The following is a 20,781-nucleotide window of genomic DNA, read 5'->3' as shown; positions in this document are numbered from 1 at the left end:
GTCCCTCCTCAGCGCATTTCTTTGCGCGCGTTGCGCACGTTCCAGTAAAGGATCGGCGTCACCAGCAGCATGATGATCATGGCACTGGCCGACCCGACGCCCCAATCGCGGGCGACGAACAACTGGTTGAACATGTAATTGGCGAGAACCTGCGTGCCCCATTGACCGTTGGTCATGGCAAACACGATGTCGAACACCTTGAGCACGACGAGCGTGATGGTGGTCCAGACCACGACGATGGTGCCGGCGATCTGGGGCATCTTGATCTTGAAGAAGATCTGGAACGGGTTGGCACCATCCACGATGGCGGCCTCGATGGTTTCCTCCGGGATGCCGCGCAGGGCGGCAGACAGGATCACCATGGCAAAGCCGGTCTGGATCCAGATCAGAACGATCATCAGCAGAAAGCTGTTCCAGAATGGCGTGGTCAGCCATTGCTGCGGATCATTGCCCGTCAGCCAGACATAGATGGCATTCAGCACGCCGATCTGTTCGGTGCCCGGCGGGCGCGCGTCGTAGACCAGTTTCCAGATCACCGCAGCCCCGACAAAGGAAATCGCCATCGGCATAAAGATCAGCGATTTGGCGATATTGCCCCATGAGAGCCGGTCAGTCAGCTGTGCAGCCAGCAAACCAAAGGCGGTCGACATGGCGGGAACGACGATCAGCCAGAACATGTTGTTGACCAATGCTTCCCAGAACTTGGGATCGCCCGACATCTGCACGTAATTGGCAAGACCCACGAAATTGTAGACGGTTGTGCCATCCGGCAATGTCTCGCGCGAGGTGAGAGACAGGCGGATGGTTTCGACCACCGGGTAGGCAAGGTACAGCCCCAACGCCAGAAGAGCCGGCAGCAGGAACAGCCACGGGCGTACGAGATTGGCGCGGTTGATGTTCTTACCCGCGTTCGGGCCTTTGGCGGGAAACACCACCTTGTCCAAAATCTGGTTGGAAAAGTAGAAATAGCTCAGACAACCGCCGACACCGATGGCAATGGTCAACAGACCTTGAATTGCGGGATTCATCTGTCCCTCCCAAAATGTGTGCTGATCCAGTGTGTGCCACTGGTGGTCCCTTAAAACGGGTTTTGGCTTTGCAGCTTTGTAGATTTGGACTGCGCGAATGCCCGCGCAGTCCTGGATCATTGCAAGTCGCTTACTTCAGCGCGTCCCAGCTCGACTGGATTTCGCCGGCAACCGTGGCCGCATCCTTCCCACCGGCATAATCGACCATACCGGTCCAGAACGTGCCTGCACCCACGCCGCCCGGCATCAGGTCGGAGGCGTCAAAGCGGAACGTGGTGGCGTCCAGAAGGATCTGGTTCATGTTCGCGGCAGCTTCGGTCGAGAATTTCGACAGGTCGACGCCTTTGTGCGGTGTCAGGAAGCCACCGTTCGCCATCCAGATCTCATGCGCTTCGGGCGACTGGAGATATGTGATCAGATCATGTGCGGCCTGGTTCTCGTTGGTGATGGCCCAAAGCGTGCCTGCACCCAGAACCGGAGAGCCGAGATCCTTGCCCGCATAGGCCGGGAAGTAGAAGAAATCCGCATCCGCGCCCACTTCGGTGCCTTCCGGGAAGAACGCCGGGATGAACGATGCCTGGCGGTGCATGTAACACTGCGGCGGTGCTGCAAAGAGACCCTTCGGGCTGTCGCGGAAATCGGTTGAGGCCACGGCCCCGGCCCCACCGGCCACATAGTCGTCATTGCGGGCAAATGCCCCGAATTCTTCGATCGCAGCAACAACGCGCTCGTCGGTGAACGGGATTTCGTTGGACACCCACTGGTCGTAGACGTCGGGCGTCTGTGTGCGCAGCATCATATCCTCGACCCAGTCGGTCGCCGGCCAGCCGGTTGCACCCCCGGACCCCAGACCGATGCACCATGGCGTTTCACCATCGGCGACGATCTGATCCGTCAGTGCTTTAAGCTCTTCCATGGTGGTCGGGATCTCGTAGCCCGCATCCTCGAAGTTCTCGGGCGAGTACCAGACCAGCGATTTCACATCGACCTTGTAGAAGAAGCCGTAAAGGTCCTCTGCGCCGTCCGGACCAGCATAGGTACCCAGATCGACCCAGGACTGACCGGCGGCGTAGTTGTCGCGCACCCAGTCAGCGGTGCCATCCTTGAGCGGCGTGAGGAAGCCACGCGCGGCCATATCGGACGCCAGACCCGGCTGCGGGAAAACGGCGATGTTCGGAGCCGAACCGGCCTCAGCATCAACGACGATCTGCTGTTCAAAGCTGTCGGAGCCGACATAGCTGACGTTGTGACCGGACTTCGCGGCGAAATCGGACAGAACCGCCTCGACATTGGCTTGGTCCGGGCCAAGCCATGGGCCGAATACAGTGAGATCTTCGGCAAATGCGGCGCTGGAGCACAGCGCGGCAACCGCCACACTCGATGTGAGCGTCTTTTTCATGAGGTACCTCCCAAGTTGCGCATGTTAGCGCCTGACTCATCCCCCGCGCTGGAATCACTCCAAAGCGCTTTGGATGCTTAAAACTCCCCGATTTGTTAGCGTCTGTCAATCCGCAGTTGAGCCAGAATTATCATTGTATTATGCTGCTTTGCAGAAATTTTGCGCGCGTAAAGGGGCTTTCCTCGCCTTGGTTTTTGTGTCTAATTTGGTGGCAAAAATAAAAGCGCTTTGGAAAACCCTGTGAATCTCAAGCAACTTTCGGAACACCTCAACCTGTCGCAGACCACGGTGAGTCGCGCGCTGAACGGATATCCCGAAGTCAGCGAAAGCACCCGCACCCGCGTTTTGAAGGCGGCACAGGATCTGAACTATCGCCCCAACCTCCGCGCCAAGGGGCTTGCGACAGGCCGTGCGCTTGCCATTGGGCACGTGATCCCGGTCTCCAACCAGCATGAGATGGTGAACCCCGTGTTCGGCGATTTCATCGCGGGGGCTGGAGAAAGCTACGCGCGGGCAGGCTATGACATGATGCTCAAGCTGGTACCCGACCGTGACGAGACCCGCGCCTACGAAGACATCCGGGCGCGCGGCACGGTGGATGGCATCATCGTGCATGGCCCTGTGATCAACGACGAACGCATCGCGCTTCTGTCCCGCATCGGCCTGCCCTTCGTGGTGCACGGGCGGTCGACGGATGTGAATCTGCCTTATTCGTGGATCGACGTGAACAACCGTGGCGCGTTCGAACGCGGGACGCAGTTTCTGATCGAACTCGGCCACAAGCGCATTGCGCTGCTCAATGGTCTCGAGCACATGGATTTCGCCTTTCGGCGGCGCAAGGGCTACGAAACGGCCCTGCGCAATCACGGTATTTCCATTGATACCAGCCTGATGCGCAGCGAGGAAATGACCGAGATCTATGGCTATCGCGCCGCCAAGGAGATGCTGGCACGATCACAAAAACCGACTGCGTTCGTCTGTTCTTCGATCATCACGGCCATTGGCGTGCGCCGTGCGATTCACGAGGCGGGGCTTGTGCTGGCGCGGGACGTGTCCATCATCACCCATGACGACGCGCTGAGCTATCTCGAGAATGGGGATGATGTACCAATTTTCACCGCGTTGCGGTCATCGGTGCGCTATGCCGGGTCAGAGGCGGCCGATATGCTGCTGTCGTTGATCGCCCTGCCCCAAAAAGGGCCCAAGACCCGCCTGCTCGAAGCAGACCTGATCATCGGCCGGTCCACCGGACCCGCCGCAACCTGAAGGACACCCCATGCTGAACTTCACACGGCAGGATTTCCCTGACGATTTCCTGTTTGGCACCGCCACCTCCAGCTACCAGATCGAAGGTCATGCCTTTGGCGGGGCGGGAAAAACCCATTGGGACACCTTCGCGGCCACCCCCGGCAACGTGGTGCGCGCGGAAAACGGCGATCGGGCCTGCGATCACTACCACCGGTACGAAGCGGATCTCGATCTGGTCCAAGCGGCTGGCCTCGATGCCTACCGTTTTTCCACGAGCTGGGCGCGGGTGATGCCGGACGGGCGCGGTGCGCCCAATCCCGAAGGTCTGGATTTCTACGACCGTCTGACCGACGCGATGCTCGAACGCGGTCTGAAACCCTGCGCCACGCTCTACCACTGGGAACTGCCCGTGGCGCTGGCCGATCTGGGCGGCTGGCGCAACCCGGACCTGCCCAAGTGGTTCGGCGATTTCGCCGAGGTCATCATGGGCCGGATCGGCGACCGCATGTTCTCGGTCGCGCCGATCAACGAGCCTTGGTGCGTTGGCTGGCTTTCGCATTTCCTTGGCCATCACGCCCCCGGCCTGCGCGACATCCGCGCGACGGCCCATGCGATGCACCATGTTCTCAAGGCGCATGGCACCGCGATACAAGCGATGCGCGGCTTGGGCATCAGCAACCTTGGCGGAGTGTTCAACATGGAATGGGCCACACCTGTCGATGACAGCGAAGCTGCGCAGAAAACAGCAGCGCTCTATGACGGCTATTACAACCACTTCTTCATGTCGGGTGTGTTCAAAGGCCAGTATCCTGAGAACGTGATGGAGGGGCTGGAGCCGCATATGCCCAAGGGCTGTCAGGATGATTTCGGCATCATCCAAGCCCCGCTCGACTGGTGCGGCATCAACTACTACACCCGCAAGATCATCGCGCCGAACGATGGCCCGTGGCCCAGTCATCACGAGGTCGAAGGCCCGCTGCCCAAGACCTTCATGGAGTGGGAGATTTATCCCGAGGGACTGTACAACTTCCTCACCCGCACCGCGCGCGAGTACACCGGGGATTTGCCGCTTTATGTGACGGAAAACGGCATGGCGGCACCGGACGTGATCGAAAACGGTGTGGTCGATGACCCGCACCGCATCGACTATCTCAATCAACATGTCGCCGCCGTTCAACGCGCGATGGCGGAAGGGGCTCCGGTAAAGGGCTATTTCATCTGGTCGCTGATGGACAATTACGAATGGTCGCTGGGCTATGAGAAACGCTTTGGTCTGGTGCATGTGGATTTCGACACACTGGACCGCACGCCCAAATCCTCCTATCACGCGCTCAAATCCGCGTTGACCGGGATCTGACATGACCAAGACCACGACCTTGACCGCATTGGTCGCCGATCTGGGCGGCACGAATACCCGTGTCGCGCTGACGGATGGCGGCATCGTGCGGACCGAGACCATCAAGCGCTTTCGCAACGCCGAACATCCTGATCTGCTTGCGGTTCTGCGGGCCTACATGGCGGATCAGACGGTGGTGCCGGATGCGGCTTGCGTCGCGATGGCCGGTCCGGTGCGAGATGGCGTGGGCGAGTTGACGAACCTCAGCTGGACCGTCGACCGTGCGTCGGTGGCCGAGGCGACGGGAGCCAAGACTGTCGCGGTCCTGAACGACCTTCAAGCGCAAGGGCACGCGTTGGACCATCTGAAGCCCGATGTGTTGCAGACCATCCTGCCGGGGCAGAAAGCCGGGGATCACGCCGCACGGCTGGTGATCGGTGTCGGAACGGGGATGAACGCGGCAGCGGTGTATCGTCTGGACGAACGCACTCTGGTGCCGCCTTCGGAGGCCGGTCACGTCTCCCTACCCGCGCAGAACAGCGACGAGTTGCGGCTGCTCGACTGGATCGCAAAGAAACATGGCACGCCGGGGTTCGAGGATGTGCTGTCGGGGCGCGGGTTCGAGCGGGTGTACGAATGGCTCTGCGATGAAGCTGGCGTGGATGCGCCGCTGGATGCGGGCGGGATCATGCAGGCAGTGAACGATGGCTCCAGCCAGATCGCGGAAGACGCGGCACGCATGTTCATCCGCATGATGGGACGTGCTGCGGGCAATCTGGCGCTGGTGCATCTGCCCTTTGGCGGCATCTACCTGATCGGTGGCGTGGCCCGCCATTTTGCTCCGCATCTCGAACGGTTGGGCTTCCGCGAGGCGTTCTACGACAAGGGACGGTTCTCGGAGTTCATGGAACAGTTCCCGGTGCATCTGGTCGATGACGATTACGCGGCCCTGACCGGATCGGCGGCGCATCTGATGGAGCTGATGGGTTAAGCCACCGGCTCCCGGATCAGACCGGCCGGACCAAGGATTTTCCCCGCGATCTCAACATCGTGTGGGTTGTGGTTGAACCAGAACCGCTCAGCGCCAGTATCGCGCAGACGCACGCCCATGGGAAGGGCGATGGTATCCACCTTGGCCCGGTCGCAGAGGTCTTTCACCAAACGGTCAAAAAACGCATCATCCCCCCTGCCACCGCAATAGGTGGTGGTGCCGGAGCGCATGGTGACTGGCATACCGCTGTCGGTCGTGAAGGCAATTTCTGATTGCCCTTCAAGATGTTCAAACCAGCTCTTGATGTGTCCTCCGCCATCAACGGGGATCGGCATGTCCGGACGGATCGTCTCAAGCCGTGTCACGGTCACGTCCAGCCCCGGCCATGCGGGCGGCAGCGGTACGGGGATAGTAAAGTCACCATCCCGGGCGGCGGAGCGCGGACCGATCAATACCTCGGCATCGCTTTCCGAAAGTGCGGTCTTCAGGTCATCCGGCATGGTCATCATTCCGGGCGCTGCGACCACGCGATACCCTGTGAAGTCGCGCTGGGTTGGCGGAAGGATGTCGACGGTCACTCCTGCCCGCCGGAACGCACGGTAGAGGTCAAAGACCAGACCGAAATAGTCCATGCCCTGCCCCTGCGGCTGCACCTGCCACGCCCAGGCTGCGTCATAGTCTAAGATCAGCGCGACGGGGGCCTGGGTGATCGACACATCCGGCGCGTCGGCCAGTTCCTGCGCCACCTGCTCGGCCTCGACATAGCCCGGCGCGATCACGCTGTCGGGGCGCAAGAGGCCCGCGTGCAACTGTTCCTGCGCAAAAGGCGCCTGACGCCAGCGGAAATAGCAGACCGCCTCGGCCCCGTGGGCAAAGGCCTCCCACGTCCAGAGGCAGACCATGCCGGGCAATGGTGCCGGGTTGTAGGGTGCCCAGTTCACCGGGCCGGGTTGCTGCTCCATCACCCACCAGCGCCCCTTACCGACTGCGCGGTAGAGATCGTGGTGAAACGCCTGAAAGTCCGGGTCTCCTTGGCGCGCGTAATGGCGCTGGTTCTCTGGCGACGCGCCGACGCGGTCTTCAAGGAAGCCCAGCGGATAGCTGTCCCATGTGGCGATTTCGAGGTCCTCGCCCACCGCGAAATGGTCGAAATCGGTGATCCGCCCCATGTAATTGTGCGAAATCGGCGCTTCGGAGTATTTGCGGATGATCTCGACCTGAATGCGATTGAAGCGCACCACCTGATCGGAGGAAAACCGCCGGAACGCCTGCACATGGGCCGGGTTGGGTTCGGTCACGGTCAGGTTCGGCAGGTCGATCTGATCGAAATCGTCATACTCCATCGACCAGAACACATTGCCCCACGCGGCGTTCAGGGCGTCAATGTCGCCATCATTGCCCTGCCCCGGATAGCGTGCGCGCAGCCAGCCCCGGAACGCCTGACGCGCGGCGTTGGAATAGGACAGGATCGTGTCGTGACAGCCGTATTCGTTGTCAGTCTGCCACGCCGCGACATGCGGGTTCCGGCCATAGCGCTTGGCGACCTCGGTGACGATGCGGCGGCATTCGTCAAGGTAGCCTTCATGGCTGAAGCAGTAATGGCGGCGCGAGCCGAACCCGCGCGGGCGACCCTGCGCATCGACGGCGAACATGTCGGGATGTTTGTCACAGACCCAGCGCGGCGGTGTAGCCGTTGGCGTGCCCAGCACGACCTTGAGGCCCGCAGCGCCCAAGACGTCGATCGCCTCGTCCAGCCACTCCCACCGGAAATCGCCCGGTGCGGGTTCGATCCGGGACCATGCGAATTCGCCGATGCGCACCCAGGTGAGTCCAAGGGCTGCCATGCGGGCGGCGTCTTCCTCCCAGATCGCGCGAGGCCAATGTTCGGGATAGTAGCAGGTGCCAAGCGTGCGTTTCATAGGATGACTTGGTGTTCTTTCTGGCCTCTGGTGCCTGATGGGATGGCGAAGGTTTTGCCATCATTTTCGCCCGCAGGATCAAGCCCTTCTGCGGCGGTCGTGACGTAGAGCGTGCTCAGATCCGGACCGCCAAAGGCCGGGCAACTGGCCTGCACGCCGGGCACGGCAATGGCACGGATCAACGCGCCATCGGGTCCGTAGCAGGCCACCCGCGCCGCCCCCCATTGCGCGACCCAGAGGTTGCCCTCGGCATCGACAACCGCACCATCGGGGTTCAGCTCGGCCGCGGTCAGATCGGTGAACAGCGTCGGTTTGCCATCCGGGTAGCCGTCGTCGTCCAGCGCCACCTTCAGGATCTTGCGCTTGCGCGTGTCTGTGTAAAAGGCATGGCTGCGATCCGGTGCGAAACAGATCGCGTTGGAGATGGTGATCCTGTCGAACAGCTTGGTCAGCGTGCCGTCATAGTAGCGGTAGATCGCCCCTGCCCCCGGTTCGGCGTTCTTGCCCATCGTCCCGATCCAGAACCCGCCCCACGGGTCGGCGCGGCCATCGTTGGACCGGGTGATCGGATTGTCGGCCTCCAGCGGATGCAGGAAGGTGCTTTCGCCGGTCTCGGTGTCGAATACGGAAAGTGACGTTTCACTGGCGATCAGCAGAAAGCCGGTGTCGACCCAACCGGCGGCAGAGACATGTTCGTCGAAATCCCAGCTTTGTTCATCGGTCCCGTCGCTGCGGTAGAGCCGTTTGCCGATGATGTCGAACCAGTAGAGAACCTGTTCCTGCGGATGCCAGAGCGGGCCTTCACCAAGGGTGCAGACCGTGTTGCTGAAGATGGAGGCCATCAGGACATCACCGCGTCATAGGCCGCGACAATCTCTGCCGCGCGGGTTTCAATCTCGGCAACCGATGTGCCGGGTTTGTAGAGTGCCGAGCCGATGCCGAACCCGTCCACACCCGCCGCACGCCAGTCGGCAAAGTTCGACGGGCCAGCACCGCCCACGGCGTAGGTTTCGGTGCCTGGCGGCAGGACAGCCTTGATCGCCTTCAACCCCTGCGGCCCGATCAGGGAACCGGGAAAGAGCTTCAACCCATCCGCCCCATTGCGCAGTGCGGTGAAGCATTCAGTCGGCGTCATCACGCCGGGATAGCTTTTCATGCCCGCCTGTTTCGTCGCGACGATCACACGCGGGTTGCAATCGGGCGACACGACCATGCCCGCGCCGATCTGGTGCAGACGCTGCACGTCGTCGGGGTTCAGCACCGTGCCTGCACCGATCAGAGCAGTTTGCCCGAAGGCGTCCACCATCTGCTTGATCGACGTGAACGGATCGGGCGAATTGAGCGGCACTTCGATGGAGGTGATCCCTGCCTCGATCAACGCTTCGGTGATCGGCACGGCCTCAGCTGGGGTGATCCCGCGCAGGATGGCGATGATCTTGCGGGTCATTGCGTGGTCTCCTTGAGGGCCGCATAGGCGGCTTTCAACCCTTCCAGCGTCATGCGTTCCGCGTCTGTGCGTTCAACGGGCAGGCCTTGGGCCCCGAGAGCATCGGCATAAGCCTTGCACAGTTTGTCATCGCCAATCAGCGCCACATGCTGGCCCAGCCAATAGGGTCTGGCGGCGGCAAGTTCGGCACCGATCAGCAGACCGGACAGGCGCGCGCGGGCCTGATCTGCGTGAAGATCGTTTAGCAAGCCTTCGGCGCGTATAGAAAAAAGCCGCGCTGCAAGTTCTGCCGGGTTGGACATTCCGTTCGACACTGCATCAGCAAATGTGCTTACATCCCAGCCGTCCCCCGTCACCGTGTGGCGCAAGACGGACTGCTGCGACAGGAGCGCGAACATCTCTCCGGTCATGTAGGTGCGGAAGCTGACGATCTCACCCGCGCTGATATGCACCCATTTGGTGTGGGTGCCCGGCAGGCAGATCACGCCGTCAAATTTCGGATTGAGCGCAAGAAACCCTGCGATCTGCGTTTCCTCACCGCGCATCACATCCGCCGGGTTGGTCTGTTTGACTCCGGGCAGGATGTGGACCGAGAGGCGCGGGTCGCTGGTCGGCACATAGGTCGCCCGGTCGATCCCCGGCGGAGTGCAGGGCGTGGGCACGTATTTCGCCTCGGCCCAGCCTTGGCGCGATCCGGCCATGCCGCAGACGATCACAGGCGTTTTGCCGGCACCGAGCAGGTCTCCGGCCAGATCGAGCAGCGCAGGCTCAAACCCATCGCGCGAGAGCGTCCCCATGCCGGCATCATTGCTGCGCCGGGTCTGCAGCGTGCCGCCCTGCGTCATCGCCCAGACCCGCAGGTGGGAGGTGCCCCAATCAACGGCAAGCCAGTCCGTCATGCCGCCACCGTGACCACACCGCCATCCACGGCCAGCGTCTGCCCCGTCATCATGCGGCTGGTCTTTGAGGCCAGAAACAGCGTGGCATCCACCACGTCCTGCTCCACGAGATGCTCCTTAAGGCATTGCCTGTCAAGATGGGCGGCGAGCGACGCCGGATCTGCCCAAAGCTCTTTCTGCTTTGGCGTCAGGACCCAGCCGGGGGCAAGCGCATTAAGGCGGATGTTGTCCGGTCCGAATTCGCGCGCAAGGCTGCGGGTCATGCCGGTGATGCCTGAGTTTGCCGTGGTATATGCCACGTAACCTGCGTTACCCATCATGTAGCTGATGGAGCTGAAATTCACGATCGCGCCACCCCCTGCCTCTTGCATACCGGGGATCACCGCCTGACAGGCGAAGAAATAGGCGTCAAGGTTGACGGCAGTGGACCAGTCCCAGAACGCTTGATCTATGTCGAGCGCGGTATGCCTTTTGTCATTTGCGGCGTTGTTAACAAGCACGGTGATCGGACCATGCGCCTCTGCCGCCTGCGCGATCGAGGACTGAAGTGCCGCAGTATCGGTGATGTCGCACTGGATGAAGAGCGGCGCTGTGCCGTGCTTCGCCTGCATATCGGACACGAAACCGGACGCGTCTGAACGCCCGACAAAGGCCACATTCGAGCCCTGCCCGAGGAACCCGTCGGTCAGCGCCGCGCCGATACCGGAACCGCCTCCGGTGATGAAGACCGAAGCGTCCTTAAGGTCGTGGAATGTCGCGTAGGTGGTCATTCAGGCGGCTTTCTTCAGTCGGGCAAATTCGGGCAGCATGTCGCCATGTGCAGCCAAGAGATCGGTCACAAGGTAGCGGATCTGGCGCAGATCCAATTCGGCGGCGGTGTGCGGATCCATCATGGCGGCGTGGTAGACATGTTCGATGTCTTCGTCCACCAGCGCGCGGACCACAAGTTCCTGCACGTTGATCTGCGTGCGCATCAGCGCCACAAGCTGCGGCGGGATATCATCGACCACCGAAGGCTGGATGCCGTTTGCGTCCACCATGCAGGGCACTTCGACCGCCGCGCCCTTGGGCAGTTGCGGCGCCTGACCCCGGTTCGGCAGGTTGCCGTAGATCGTGTAGGGCTGGTTGGTGACCATTGCGTTCATGATCTCGGCCGCGAATTCATGGCTCTTCTTGAAGTCGATCTGATCCGCCGTACGGTAAGCCTTTGCCTGATCCGCCCAATCGGCCATCTGTTCGATGCAGCGTTTGGGGTATTCATCCAGCGGCACGCTGAACGTGTCGATCAGGTCTTCCCGGCCCGACTTTATGAACCAAGGCACATATTCGGCCAGATGTTCCGAGCTTTCCGTACAGAAATAGCCAAGATGCTCCATCACCTCGTAGCGCACCTTGTTGGCGCAACGCGACATCAGCAGCGGCGGTTTGGGCAGGCTGCCGTTGCAATAACCGTCGCGCAACGCAGGATAAAGCGATGTGCCCTTGTGCGTCAGGTCCAGAAAGAACGCCACATGGTTCACGCCGGCCACGCGATAACGGATTTCGTCTTTCGCCAGGTCCAGATCATGCGCCAATTCTTCGACCGTGTTCTGCACGGAATGGCACAGCCCCACCTGTTTGACATGAGGATAGCGTTCGGCCAGCGCCCATGTGTTGATCGCCATCGGGTTGACGTATTGCAGCAGGGTCGCGTTCGGGCACAGCTCTGCCGTATCCGCTGCAACACCCCAGAGATGCGGCACGGTGCGCAACCCGCGCATGATGCCGCCGACACCCAATGTATCGCCGATCGTCTGACGCAGACCGTATTGCTTGGGGATGTCGAAATCGATCACGGTCGATGGCTCATAGCCGCCGATCTGAAACGCGGTCACGACGAAATCCGCCCCGGCCAGCGCCCGACGTTGATCTGTCGTTGTCTCGACCTGCGCGGACCGCCCCGAGGCGGCGATCAGCTTGCGCGCCACCAGCGCGGATTCCTCCAGCCGCTGCTCGTTGATGTCCATCAGCGCAAAGGTGGCCCCCTCCAGCGCTGGAAAGTGAAGAACGTCGCCCACGATGTTCTTCGTGAAGATGGTCGAGCCTGCGCCGATAAAGGCGATGCGTGTCATGGTCTTTGGTCCTTATTTCACCGCGCCCAATGTCAGGCCCGCGATAAAGTGTTTCTGCATGAGGAAGAACATCAGCACCGGCGGCAAGGCCGCGACGATGCTGCCCGCGCTCATCAGGTGATAGGCGGCGCGGTATTGTGCGTTGAAGCTGGTGATCCCAGCGGTGACGGGCTGTGCATCCGGTCCTTGGGTCAAAACGATGGCCCAGAAATAATCGTTCCAGATGAAGGTGAAGATCAGCACGGCAAGCGCCGCCAGCGCGGGCTTCATAAGGGGCAGCACCACGTACCAGAAGATGCGCCACTCTGCGACGCCTTCGACCCGCGCCGCTTCGATCAGCGGGAACGGCAGGGCGCGGATGAAGTTGCGCATGAAGAGCGTACAGAACCCGGTCTGGAACGCGATGTGAAAGAGCACGAGGCCCGTCTTGGTGTTATACAGCCCAAGGTCCAGCGTCAGGTCGCGCACTGGAACCATCAGGATCTGGAACGGCACGAAGTTGCCCGCGACGAACATGAAGAACACCCAGATGTTCGACCGGAACTTGTAGACCCCAAGCGCGAACCCCGCCATCGCCGACAAGGCCACAGCCCCAATCACCGTGGGCACGGTGATCAGCACTGAATTCAGCATGTAACGCGGCATGTCGGAGTTGAAGAACACCTGCCCGTAATTGTTGAAGAATTCAAACGAGCCGGGCACCCCCCAGTAATTGCCCTGGGTGAAATCGGATGCCGGTTTGATCGAAAACACCGCCACCGCGATCAGCGGCAGAAGCCACAGGATCAGCGCGATAGGCAGCATCGTCTTGTAGGCGGTCTGCGCGGGCGCGCTGGCCTGTTGGATGGGACGCGGGAACATCAGACCACCTCCCCGTCAAAGCACCACGACATGCTCTTCATCTTGCCAAATAAACTCCCGCCGGAGGCTCCTGTCAGTCCCCACATGCTCAATGCCCCTTCTCTTCGCGGTACATCGACCAGAGAAAATAGGCGATGAAGACCAGCATGATAAGGAACAGCACCACCGCGATTGCCGCGCCATAGCCCATGCGGAAGCCGTATTCCGACAGCGCCTTTTCGAACATGTAGAAGGACAGAACGCGGGTCTGGCCGAAGGGGCCACCATTTGTCATGATCGAAATAAGGTCAAAGGACCGCAAAGCGCCGATGATTGTCACGACAAAGGCGATGAAAGTGGCGGGCTTGAGTTGTGGGATGATGACGTACCAGAGCATCTTCCAGCCCTTGGCGCCGTCCAGCCGCGCCGCCTCGACCTGTTCGGGATCCACGGCGTTGAGGCCGGTTAGGTAGAGGATCATGCAATAGGCCGTTTGCGGCCATAGGCCCGCGAGGATGATGCCGTAGGTCGCCCAAGACGGGTCACCCAGCACGTTCACCGGGCCAAAGCCGAACCATCCGACGATGGCCGGCAAAAGCCCTTCGTTCGGCAGATAGAACCACGCGAAGACGAGGCCGACAACAACCTGGCTGAGGACAAATGGAAAGAAAAACAAAGACTTGTAGATGCGGATACCTGTGACCGTCTGGTTCAGGAAAAGCGCGATGAAAAGGCCCGCCGGGATTGCCAGCAGGTAGCAGACCAGCCATTTGAGGTTGTTCCAGAGCGACACCTCGAAGGCACGGTCGTTCATCAGCTCCTGATAATTGGCAAGGCCGATATACTCTGCCTGCCCCAACCCGTCCCAATCGTAAAGCGAGATCGAAAAGCTCTGGAAGATCGGGATGATGACATAGACCGCGAAGAACAGGATGGCGGGCGCAAGGAAAAGCCACGGCGTAACCGCGATTTCGTTGCGCTTGTACCAACCGCGCTTGGGCGGGTCAGTGTCCGGCAGGGTTGCGGTGGTCATGGTCGGGTCTCCTCCACACGGGCCACGCGAAAGCCGCGGCTGCGGCTTGCGGATGAGCCGTGACGGGCCGGGAAGTTCCCGGCCCCCACGCGATTGGTTTACTTGTAGACGCGCTGGCGCACCTGCTCGAGGCGGGCCAGAATGTCGTCGAGGTTGTCCGGGAACACCATGAATTCCTGGAAGCCCTGCATCGCTTCGGCCGCCATCTCGGCCGGGAAGTCGCGGTCAAAGAACTGCGCCACGCCGCCTGGGCTGTTGGACGACAGCATCGCAAAGCCCTGCTCGAGGAACTTGTCGTCGTCGATGGATGCGGATGCGTTCACCGGCAGCTGACCAAGGTTCTGGCCGTTGTTGATGACGGTCTGTTCTTCCGCCGAGACCACGAATCGCAGGAATTCCCGTGCCGCTTCCTTGTTGTTGGCATTGGCCGGGATGTGGAAGGTGTCGGTCGGCGCGTCTTCTGCCATGGCGACGCCTTCGGTGATCGCCGGGAACTGGTAGAAGTCGAGCTGATCATCTGTCAGACCCGCTTCGCGCAGCGGGGCCACGGCGAAGTTGCCCATGAGATAGGCGGCAGCATCGCCGTTCACCATAAAGGGCAGCGCTTCCTGCCAGGAGTAGTTCTGGTGGTTGTCGACATAGGCGCCCATGTCGATCAGCTCGCGCCAGTTGGCGAAGGTCTGACGCACGCGGTCATCGGTCCACGCCACATCTCCAGCGGCCATTTCCATATGGAAATCATAGCCATGCGTACGCAAGTTCAAGTAGTCGAACCAGCCGCCAGCAGTCCAGAGGAACTTGGTGCCGATGGTGTAGCACTTGACGCCATTGTCCAGCAGCGTCTGGCAGTTGGACTTCATCTCTTCCCAGTTGGTAGGCTCGCTCAGACCGAACTGGTCGTAGAGGTCTTTGCGGTAGTAGATGCCCCACTGGTAGTAGGTATAAGGCACGCCCCACTGCTTCCCATCAATGGTCATCGCACCCTTGGTGGAGGCGAGGTTTTCGGCAATCGCGGGTTCCGCCCAGAGGTCGGACACGTCTTCAAACAGACCCGCCTCGACATAGGGGCGCATGCGGTTGGCGGCATACCATGTCGCAACGTCCGGTGCGTCTGCGGTCAGGAAGTTGCGAATCTGGGTCTTGTAGGCTTCGCGATCAATCACCGTGGTTTCGATGTTCAGACCCGGATGCTGTTCCTGGAAACGCGCGATCATCGCCTCCATGGTGGCGCGGGGTGCCGGGTTCGATGTATCGAGGAAAATCTTCAAATCGCCGCTGAGCGAATGGCTTCCTGCAAATGCCGTTGAGGCTGCAAGTGCAGCCGTCAGCGCCAGTGCTGACGCTTTCAATGTGGAACGCATGGTGTCCTCCCTTATGCTCCCAATTCTGGTGCAAGATTGGTTCCATTATTTGAAACCTTGTTTTGCATATTGAAATCATAACAGCGACTCGCCTATGGTTGTCAACAGCCGTCAGGGCGCGACTTGCGGTGAAGGGAGGATCTCGCGACATGGCATCGGTCGAACGCAATGACGGCACCGTGGGCAAAGCCCTGTCCGTGCTGGATCAGATCGCGTCTTGCGGACGCCCGGTTCGGTTTGGCGAATTGCTGGCCGAGTCGGACATGCCGAAAGCCACGCTCTACCGGTTTGTGCAGACACTCACCAATCAGGGCATGCTGCAATACGATCCCGATCGTCAGACCTATGCGCCGGGCTTGCGGCTTGTTCGGCTCGCACATGCAGCCTGGGCGCAATCCTCATTGGCCCCTGTCGCGCGCGCCCATATCGACGCGCTCAGCGCCGAGACCGGAGAGACCATTCACCTCGCCCAGCTCGATCACGCACAAGTGCTGTATGTCGACAAGCGCAACGCCCGCGATCCGGTCGAGATGTTCAGTCAGGCCGGCAAAGTCGGCCCGGCGTATTGCACGGGGGTGGGCAAGGCGATGTTGGCCTTCCTGCCAGAGCCGGAATTGCAGACCGCCCTCGCCCAGCAAAGCTGGCACCAGTTTACGTCTGCCACGCATGGCTCTGCCGCCAGTCTTCAGCGCGAATTGGCAGAGATCCGCGCCGAAGGAATTAGCTTTGACCGCGAGGAGCACGAGATCGGCATCGTCTGCGTTGCTGTGCCAATCCTCAATTCGCAGTCCCGCCCGCTTGGCGCCTTGTCCGTCACAGGCACCACCCGGCGCACTAATCTCGACACGCTGCGCAGCCTCGGTCCACGGCTCAAGCAAGCCGCGTCCGCGATTGCCCGCGACGCGGAAAGCTGGCTCTTCCCGCGATCTGCCGCGCTGCCCACCCCCCACAACAACGGAGAGATGTCCCATGTCCGGAGTGACGCTTGACTCTGTCATCAAACGCTATGGCAACACGCAGGTCATCCACGGGATAGATCTGGACATTCAGGATGGGGAGTTCTGCGTGTTTGTCGGGCCATCGGGCTGCGGCAAGTCCACGCTGTTGCGCATGGTGGCCGGGCTTGAGGAAACCACCGAAGGCACGATCCGCATCGGCAACCGCGACGTGACGCGGCTTGATCCGTCGGATCGGGGCGTGTCGATGGTGTTCCAGACCTACGCACTCTACCCCCATATGACGGTTGAGGAAAACATGGGGTTCGGGCTCAAGATGACCGGCCATCCCGCGTCCGAAATCAAGACCAAGGTCGCCGAGGCAAGCCGCATCCTCAAGCTGGACGACTATCTCAAGCGCAAGCCCAAGGCCCTGTCCGGCGGCCAGCGCCAGCGCGTGGCCATCGGTCGTGCCATCGTGCGCGGGCCGGAGGTGTTCCTTTTCGACGAGCCGCTGTCGAACCTCGACGCCGAGCTGCGCGTCGAGATGCGCGTGGAGATTGCCCGCCTCCATAAAGAGATTGGTGCCACGATGATCTACGTGACCCACGATCAGGTTGAAGCGATGACGCTGGCCGACAAGATCGTCGTGCTGCGCGCTGGTCGCATCGAACAGGTGGGTGCCCCGATGGACCTCTATCGCGATCCCGACAACCGCTTTGTTGCAGGGTTCATCGGATCTCCGTCGATGAATTTCATCCGTGGGACCGTCAAGGGCGGTGAGGTCATGTCCAACGGTCTGACCTATTCGGTGCCGAAGACCGGATCAGCGCAAGACGGCCAAGAGGTCTTGATCGGTCTGCGGCCGGAGCATCTGACGCTGAAAGCAGGATCGTCGCACCGGGTCGACCTGACGGAAAGCCTTGGCGGTGTGTCCTATGTTCACCTGATCGGACCGGATGGCGGGAAGATCATCGTCGAGGAACGTGGGGATCACAGGTCTGCAATTGGAGATCAGGTCGATCTCGTGGTTGATCCCGACCACATGTATCTGTTCGATGCGACATCCGAATTGCGGCTGCGGTAGTCGGACTAAACCCATATTCTGCAAGATCTTTCCACATGTTCGCTCGCTCCGCGGCGGGTCGATAACGACGCGCGCGATCAAAAGACATATCGGACTTACCCTTCGATATCCTTCACTGAAAGTGGCATCGCCTTACGATTATTATATCAAGAGAACGGAGAGAACTTGAAATGTCTGCTGCTGCTAACCGCGAACCGGCGCTCCCCGTCTATGAGGCCGCGCCACTTCCCGCAAATGAAGAGGCCCGCATTGCTCGGGTTCACCGATCGGGCGTGATGGATGTCCATCAGGAGGACCGCTACGGGCTGTATGTGGATCTCGCTAAACTGATCACCGACTGTCCGGTTGCCTATACCGGCCTTCTGGACGAAGACCGCCAGTTTTTTCTGGCCAAGGATTTCGGCGGTCTGATTGACGCCGATGAAGTGCCGCGTCATTTGACGCTGTGCCAATATGCTCTCGGCACCACGCAACCTCTGATCGTGCCAGATCTGCGTGAGCACCCCAAGCTCAAGAATAATCCCTTGGTAACGGACTCACCACATTGGGTGTTCTGGGGTGCCTACCCTCTGGTCAGCAATGACGGGCTTGTGCTGGGCACCTTATGTACTGTGGATTACAAACCGCGTGTCATGGCCCCCACTCAGGTTCAACGCATGCAATCGCTGGCGAATAACCTGACGCTTGTCATTTCATTACAGATGGAAGAGCGCGACGCGATCACCGAACGGATGTCCAGACTTGCCAAGTATTTCCACCATGCTCACCCCGATGTGCATCCCGGTGAGATGGCTAGTTTTCTTGACCTCTGTGCGGGCCAGCCCGTGGATACCGGTCAGCTTCAGCGATTGGCCGAATGGGGCATTGTGACCCTGGACGGAAAACAGCCGGATCTAACAGCCAAGGGTCGCGAGATCCAGTCACAACACGGTCTTCACGCATCGACATTCCGTCGTCACCTAATCGCGCCAAAGAAGGCGATCGAAATCGAAGATCTTTTTGCAATGATGGAGTGAGAAAGCCATGTACACAAAGATTTATCACATCAAAATGGCAAGCCTGACCGAAGGCAAAATCGCGGCGTCCTACGCAGCGGAAGAAATCGGTGGCCTGATCGCAAAATCCAATATCTCCGCTCTGAATATCCTGCTTTGCAAGGAAGGCTCTCTCTACATTACTGTGAACTTTGATGATGCCAATGACATGAAAAAGTTCCAGAAGGACCATGCCGAGCTGTTCGACACGTTGCGCACAAGCTTCACCTGCAAGACCTCGGATTTTCAGGCCGTGCCGGTGTTCCGGTACGAGCGCGAGGCGACAAACGCCGTGATGGAAGTCCTGGGTTCCTGACGCCTTTGATCGTGCAAGTCAGTTCAATGGCACAGAAACCTTGAACTGAACTGTCTCGATGCCGGGGTTGTCCTCGTAGATCCCGGCATTCGACCGATGGTCATAGATCAGCGCCATCCGCCAGCCGCGCCGGTTTTCGTAACCGAACTCGATGCCAGACCGGAATGCAATCGGTCCGCCAAGGTCGAAGCCGCCATTGTCGAAATACAGTCCCGGCATGGAATGCAGTTCAGCATATGCGCCGCTGCGGCCAAAGGGGATCGTGTAGGTGGAGCCAAATCCGATCCACGTCTCTCCGTTTTCTCCGATCGACAAACCGGCGGCATTGCCAAACGGCCCACGCTTATGGCCAAGATCGTAGCGAAGATACACCTCTCCCGCAGGATCGGCTCGCCGCTCCAGAACCTCTCCCCCAGAGATCGAAACCCGCGGCGTGGCGTCGGATTTCCCCAGACAGCCCGCCTGCGTCCCGCAATGGTTCATGCTCATGTCGGTCAGGCCAATGATGAAGACCAGTGCTGCAAATGTGCCGTCAGCCATTCGGGAATCCGTCCTTGCCAGAGGTTTTCTGACCCGAGGGATGGGCCAAATGCGTTCGCTTGTCCAGTTTCACCGTCGGCATTGCAGCCAAAACGCTTATGCAACGCGCACCGCCGCGCGTCGTGGATACATCGTTCCTCTTGACGAGAACATCGCGATGGAGCGGCCCAACAGATCGCTTTCTGTCAAGCAAGCAGAAAATGTCTCGGCTCCACCGCTGTCACCTTGCACTGACCGAATTTGACGACACTGAACATTTGCACCCGATACACTATGGGCGCAGAAACGTCGAAACGCTATATCAAGCCGTGTCTCTGGGCAAAAACCAAAGCTTGCGTCCGATTTGTGGCTCCAAGTTTTTTGCAAATCGACCGGATATGCATTTTCACCGTGGACTCAGACAAGCCCAGAATTACCATTATATCCTTGTTCGAAAGTCCTTCGGTGAGCTTTTTCAGAACATCGAATTCTTTTCGCGAAAGAGAACACCGATCCATAGCCTGATCCGAAACCGTAGCCATTTGCTGTTCACTTGGAATGAATTTTTGCCCGGTATGAATCAGCTTCAGTGTAAGGATAAGCGCTTCGAGAGAAAACTGCTTGGGAATCAGGCCGGAAACGCCAATATCCAGGCAGTTTTGCGCGAACATGGGGATTGTGGATCTGCCGAAAAGCACAACTTTCGCAGGATCAAATTGTTGCACCATGTCTTGCACGTCCCGAATTTTAACGGGATTTGCCAAACTGGTTTCCAACATAACCAAGTCAAACTTCTTATCGGCCTTGACCTCAAACGCACGTTTGACAGTGGAAACTGACGTGGTTTCAAAGTCACCCGTTTCCTCCAGGCTCAACGAGAGCAGGTCCGAGATGAGAGCGCGATCTTCGATGATGAGAACGTGTAGTTTTTTAGTGTGGCTCATGAGCGTAATCCTGTGTTTTTTTACAGTGATCTTTGACCACCAGTTGGTCGTAAACTCAGTACGCTACACCTCCCTAGGTAGTATTATGAAACCAGAGATCAACATAAACGGTCAATGGACAAAATTTAAATGAGCGAAAGTTTGCAGACCTGACCTATCGAGGTGCTTTATCAGACCCCGAAAGAGAAAATCCTTGAGTTATTGTCAAATCTGGTGCCCAAGCGATCATCATGCGGCGGTTAGCTGCTGGTTTATTGGCTTGATGCCGTTGACGAAATCGACGCCCTGGATGACGTCGGCGAGATGAACGAAGCCGCGCAGCTTGCGCCAGCTT

At 59.6% G+C, this 20,781-nt stretch carries 20 protein-coding genes; 7 read left to right on the top strand and 13 right to left on the bottom strand.

Annotated features, from left to right (window positions below):
* Positions 1-8: 8 nt before the first annotated feature.
* Both JJ869_RS02725 and JJ869_RS02720 read right to left on the bottom strand, forming a co-directional pair.
* On the bottom strand, positions 9-1,028 hold the full coding sequence (locus JJ869_RS02725; RefSeq protein ID WP_292264441.1) for a sugar ABC transporter permease: 1,020 nt from the start codon (positions 1,026-1,028) through the stop codon (positions 9-11).
* 130 nt (positions 1,029-1,158) lie between these two features.
* Positions 1,159-2,427 (bottom strand): ABC transporter substrate-binding protein, encoded by a 1,269-nt coding sequence (locus JJ869_RS02720; protein WP_292264440.1) that lies wholly within the window; start codon positions 2,425-2,427, stop codon positions 1,159-1,161.
* 240 nt (positions 2,428-2,667) lie between these two features.
* On the opposite strand from JJ869_RS02720, the gene JJ869_RS02715 reads away from it, so the two are divergent.
* From JJ869_RS02715 to JJ869_RS02705, 3 genes are read left to right on the top strand one after another with little or no spacing between them, the layout of a single operon-like run.
* Positions 2,668-3,693, top strand: a complete 1,026-nt coding sequence (locus tag JJ869_RS02715; RefSeq protein ID WP_292264439.1) for a substrate-binding domain-containing protein — start codon at positions 2,668-2,670, stop codon at positions 3,691-3,693.
* 10 nt (positions 3,694-3,703) lie between these two features.
* Positions 3,704-5,032: a GH1 family beta-glucosidase gene (locus JJ869_RS02710; RefSeq protein ID WP_292264438.1), complete on the top strand. Its 1,329-nt coding sequence runs from the start codon at positions 3,704-3,706 to the stop codon at positions 5,030-5,032.
* Position 5,033: 1 nt separating this feature from the next.
* A complete protein-coding gene (locus tag JJ869_RS02705; protein WP_292264437.1) occupies positions 5,034-6,002 on the top strand; it encodes a glucokinase in 969 nt (322 codons plus the stop codon).
* On the opposite strand, the gene JJ869_RS02700 is transcribed toward JJ869_RS02705, so the two are convergent.
* The 9 genes from JJ869_RS02700 to JJ869_RS02660 all read right to left on the bottom strand — a co-directional run bounded on the left by JJ869_RS02700 (position 5,999) and on the right by JJ869_RS02660 (position 15,612).
* Complete coding sequence (locus JJ869_RS02700) at positions 5,999-7,921, bottom strand: beta-galactosidase (RefSeq protein WP_292264436.1); 1,923 nt, start codon at positions 7,919-7,921, stop codon at positions 5,999-6,001. The two genes, JJ869_RS02705 and JJ869_RS02700, sit on opposite strands and share 4 nt — an antisense overlap.
* On the bottom strand, positions 7,918-8,763 hold the full coding sequence (locus JJ869_RS02695; RefSeq protein ID WP_292264435.1) for an SMP-30/gluconolactonase/LRE family protein: 846 nt from the start codon (positions 8,761-8,763) through the stop codon (positions 7,918-7,920). The genes JJ869_RS02700 and JJ869_RS02695 overlap by 4 nt, the downstream gene beginning before the upstream one ends.
* Positions 8,763-9,368: a 2-dehydro-3-deoxy-6-phosphogalactonate aldolase gene (locus JJ869_RS02690; protein ID WP_292264434.1), complete on the bottom strand. Its 606-nt coding sequence runs from the start codon at positions 9,366-9,368 to the stop codon at positions 8,763-8,765. Before JJ869_RS02690 ends, JJ869_RS02695 begins: the two co-directional genes overlap by 1 nt.
* Positions 9,365-10,267, bottom strand: a complete 903-nt coding sequence (locus JJ869_RS02685) for a 2-dehydro-3-deoxygalactonokinase (RefSeq protein WP_292264433.1) — start codon at positions 10,265-10,267, stop codon at positions 9,365-9,367. The genes JJ869_RS02690 and JJ869_RS02685 overlap by 4 nt, the downstream gene beginning before the upstream one ends.
* Positions 10,264-11,037 (bottom strand): SDR family oxidoreductase, encoded by a 774-nt coding sequence (locus JJ869_RS02680; protein ID WP_292264432.1) that lies wholly within the window; start codon positions 11,035-11,037, stop codon positions 10,264-10,266. The genes JJ869_RS02685 and JJ869_RS02680 overlap by 4 nt, the downstream gene beginning before the upstream one ends.
* Entirely contained in the window at positions 11,038-12,378 is a 1,341-nt protein-coding gene (locus tag JJ869_RS02675; RefSeq protein WP_292264431.1) for an alpha-glucosidase/alpha-galactosidase, read from the bottom strand.
* A gap of 12 nt (positions 12,379-12,390) precedes the next feature.
* Positions 12,391-13,239 (bottom strand): carbohydrate ABC transporter permease, encoded by an 849-nt coding sequence (locus JJ869_RS02670; protein ID WP_292264430.1) that lies wholly within the window; start codon positions 13,237-13,239, stop codon positions 12,391-12,393.
* A gap of 88 nt (positions 13,240-13,327) precedes the next feature.
* Positions 13,328-14,251: a sugar ABC transporter permease gene (locus tag JJ869_RS02665; protein WP_292264429.1), complete on the bottom strand. Its 924-nt coding sequence runs from the start codon at positions 14,249-14,251 to the stop codon at positions 13,328-13,330.
* A gap of 98 nt (positions 14,252-14,349) precedes the next feature.
* Entirely contained in the window at positions 14,350-15,612 is a 1,263-nt protein-coding gene (locus JJ869_RS02660; RefSeq protein WP_292264428.1) for an ABC transporter substrate-binding protein, read from the bottom strand.
* A gap of 149 nt (positions 15,613-15,761) precedes the next feature.
* Between JJ869_RS02660 and JJ869_RS02655 the strand changes: the two genes are divergently transcribed.
* The 4 genes from JJ869_RS02655 (at position 15,762) to JJ869_RS02640 (ending at position 18,984) form a co-directional block, all read left to right on the top strand.
* The gene (locus tag JJ869_RS02655; RefSeq protein WP_292264427.1) at positions 15,762-16,601 is read left to right on the top strand and encodes an IclR family transcriptional regulator; all 840 of its coding nucleotides are present in this window, start codon (positions 15,762-15,764) and stop codon (positions 16,599-16,601) included.
* Complete coding sequence (gene ugpC / locus JJ869_RS02650) at positions 16,582-17,634, top strand: sn-glycerol-3-phosphate ABC transporter ATP-binding protein UgpC (protein ID WP_292264426.1); 1,053 nt, start codon at positions 16,582-16,584, stop codon at positions 17,632-17,634. Before JJ869_RS02655 ends, ugpC begins: the two co-directional genes overlap by 20 nt.
* Before the next feature lie 275 nt (positions 17,635-17,909).
* Positions 17,910-18,650, top strand: a complete 741-nt coding sequence (locus tag JJ869_RS02645; RefSeq protein WP_292264471.1) for a GAF domain-containing protein — start codon at positions 17,910-17,912, stop codon at positions 18,648-18,650.
* Positions 18,651-18,657: 7 nt separating this feature from the next.
* Positions 18,658-18,984 carry a hypothetical protein gene (locus JJ869_RS02640; RefSeq protein WP_292264425.1) on the top strand — a complete coding sequence of 109 codons (327 nt, stop codon included), beginning with the start codon at positions 18,658-18,660 and terminating at the stop codon, positions 18,982-18,984.
* Between the two features lie 18 nt (positions 18,985-19,002).
* Here JJ869_RS02640 and JJ869_RS02635 read toward each other — a convergent pair whose 3' ends face one another.
* Positions 19,003-19,524 carry an acyloxyacyl hydrolase gene (locus tag JJ869_RS02635; RefSeq protein ID WP_292264424.1) on the bottom strand — a complete coding sequence of 174 codons (522 nt, stop codon included), beginning with the start codon at positions 19,522-19,524 and terminating at the stop codon, positions 19,003-19,005.
* 296 nt (positions 19,525-19,820) lie between these two features.
* The gene (locus JJ869_RS02630) at positions 19,821-20,447 is read right to left on the bottom strand and encodes a response regulator transcription factor (RefSeq protein ID WP_292264423.1); all 627 of its coding nucleotides are present in this window, start codon (positions 20,445-20,447) and stop codon (positions 19,821-19,823) included.
* Positions 20,448-20,781 lie beyond the last annotated feature (334 nt).

Source organism: Marivita sp., from assembly GCF_017643905.1.
Classification (GTDB): Bacteria; Pseudomonadota; Alphaproteobacteria; order Rhodobacterales; family Rhodobacteraceae; genus Marivita.
The sequence above is the reverse complement of the archived record's forward strand: the minus strand, read 5'-3'. Positions and strand labels throughout refer to the sequence as shown.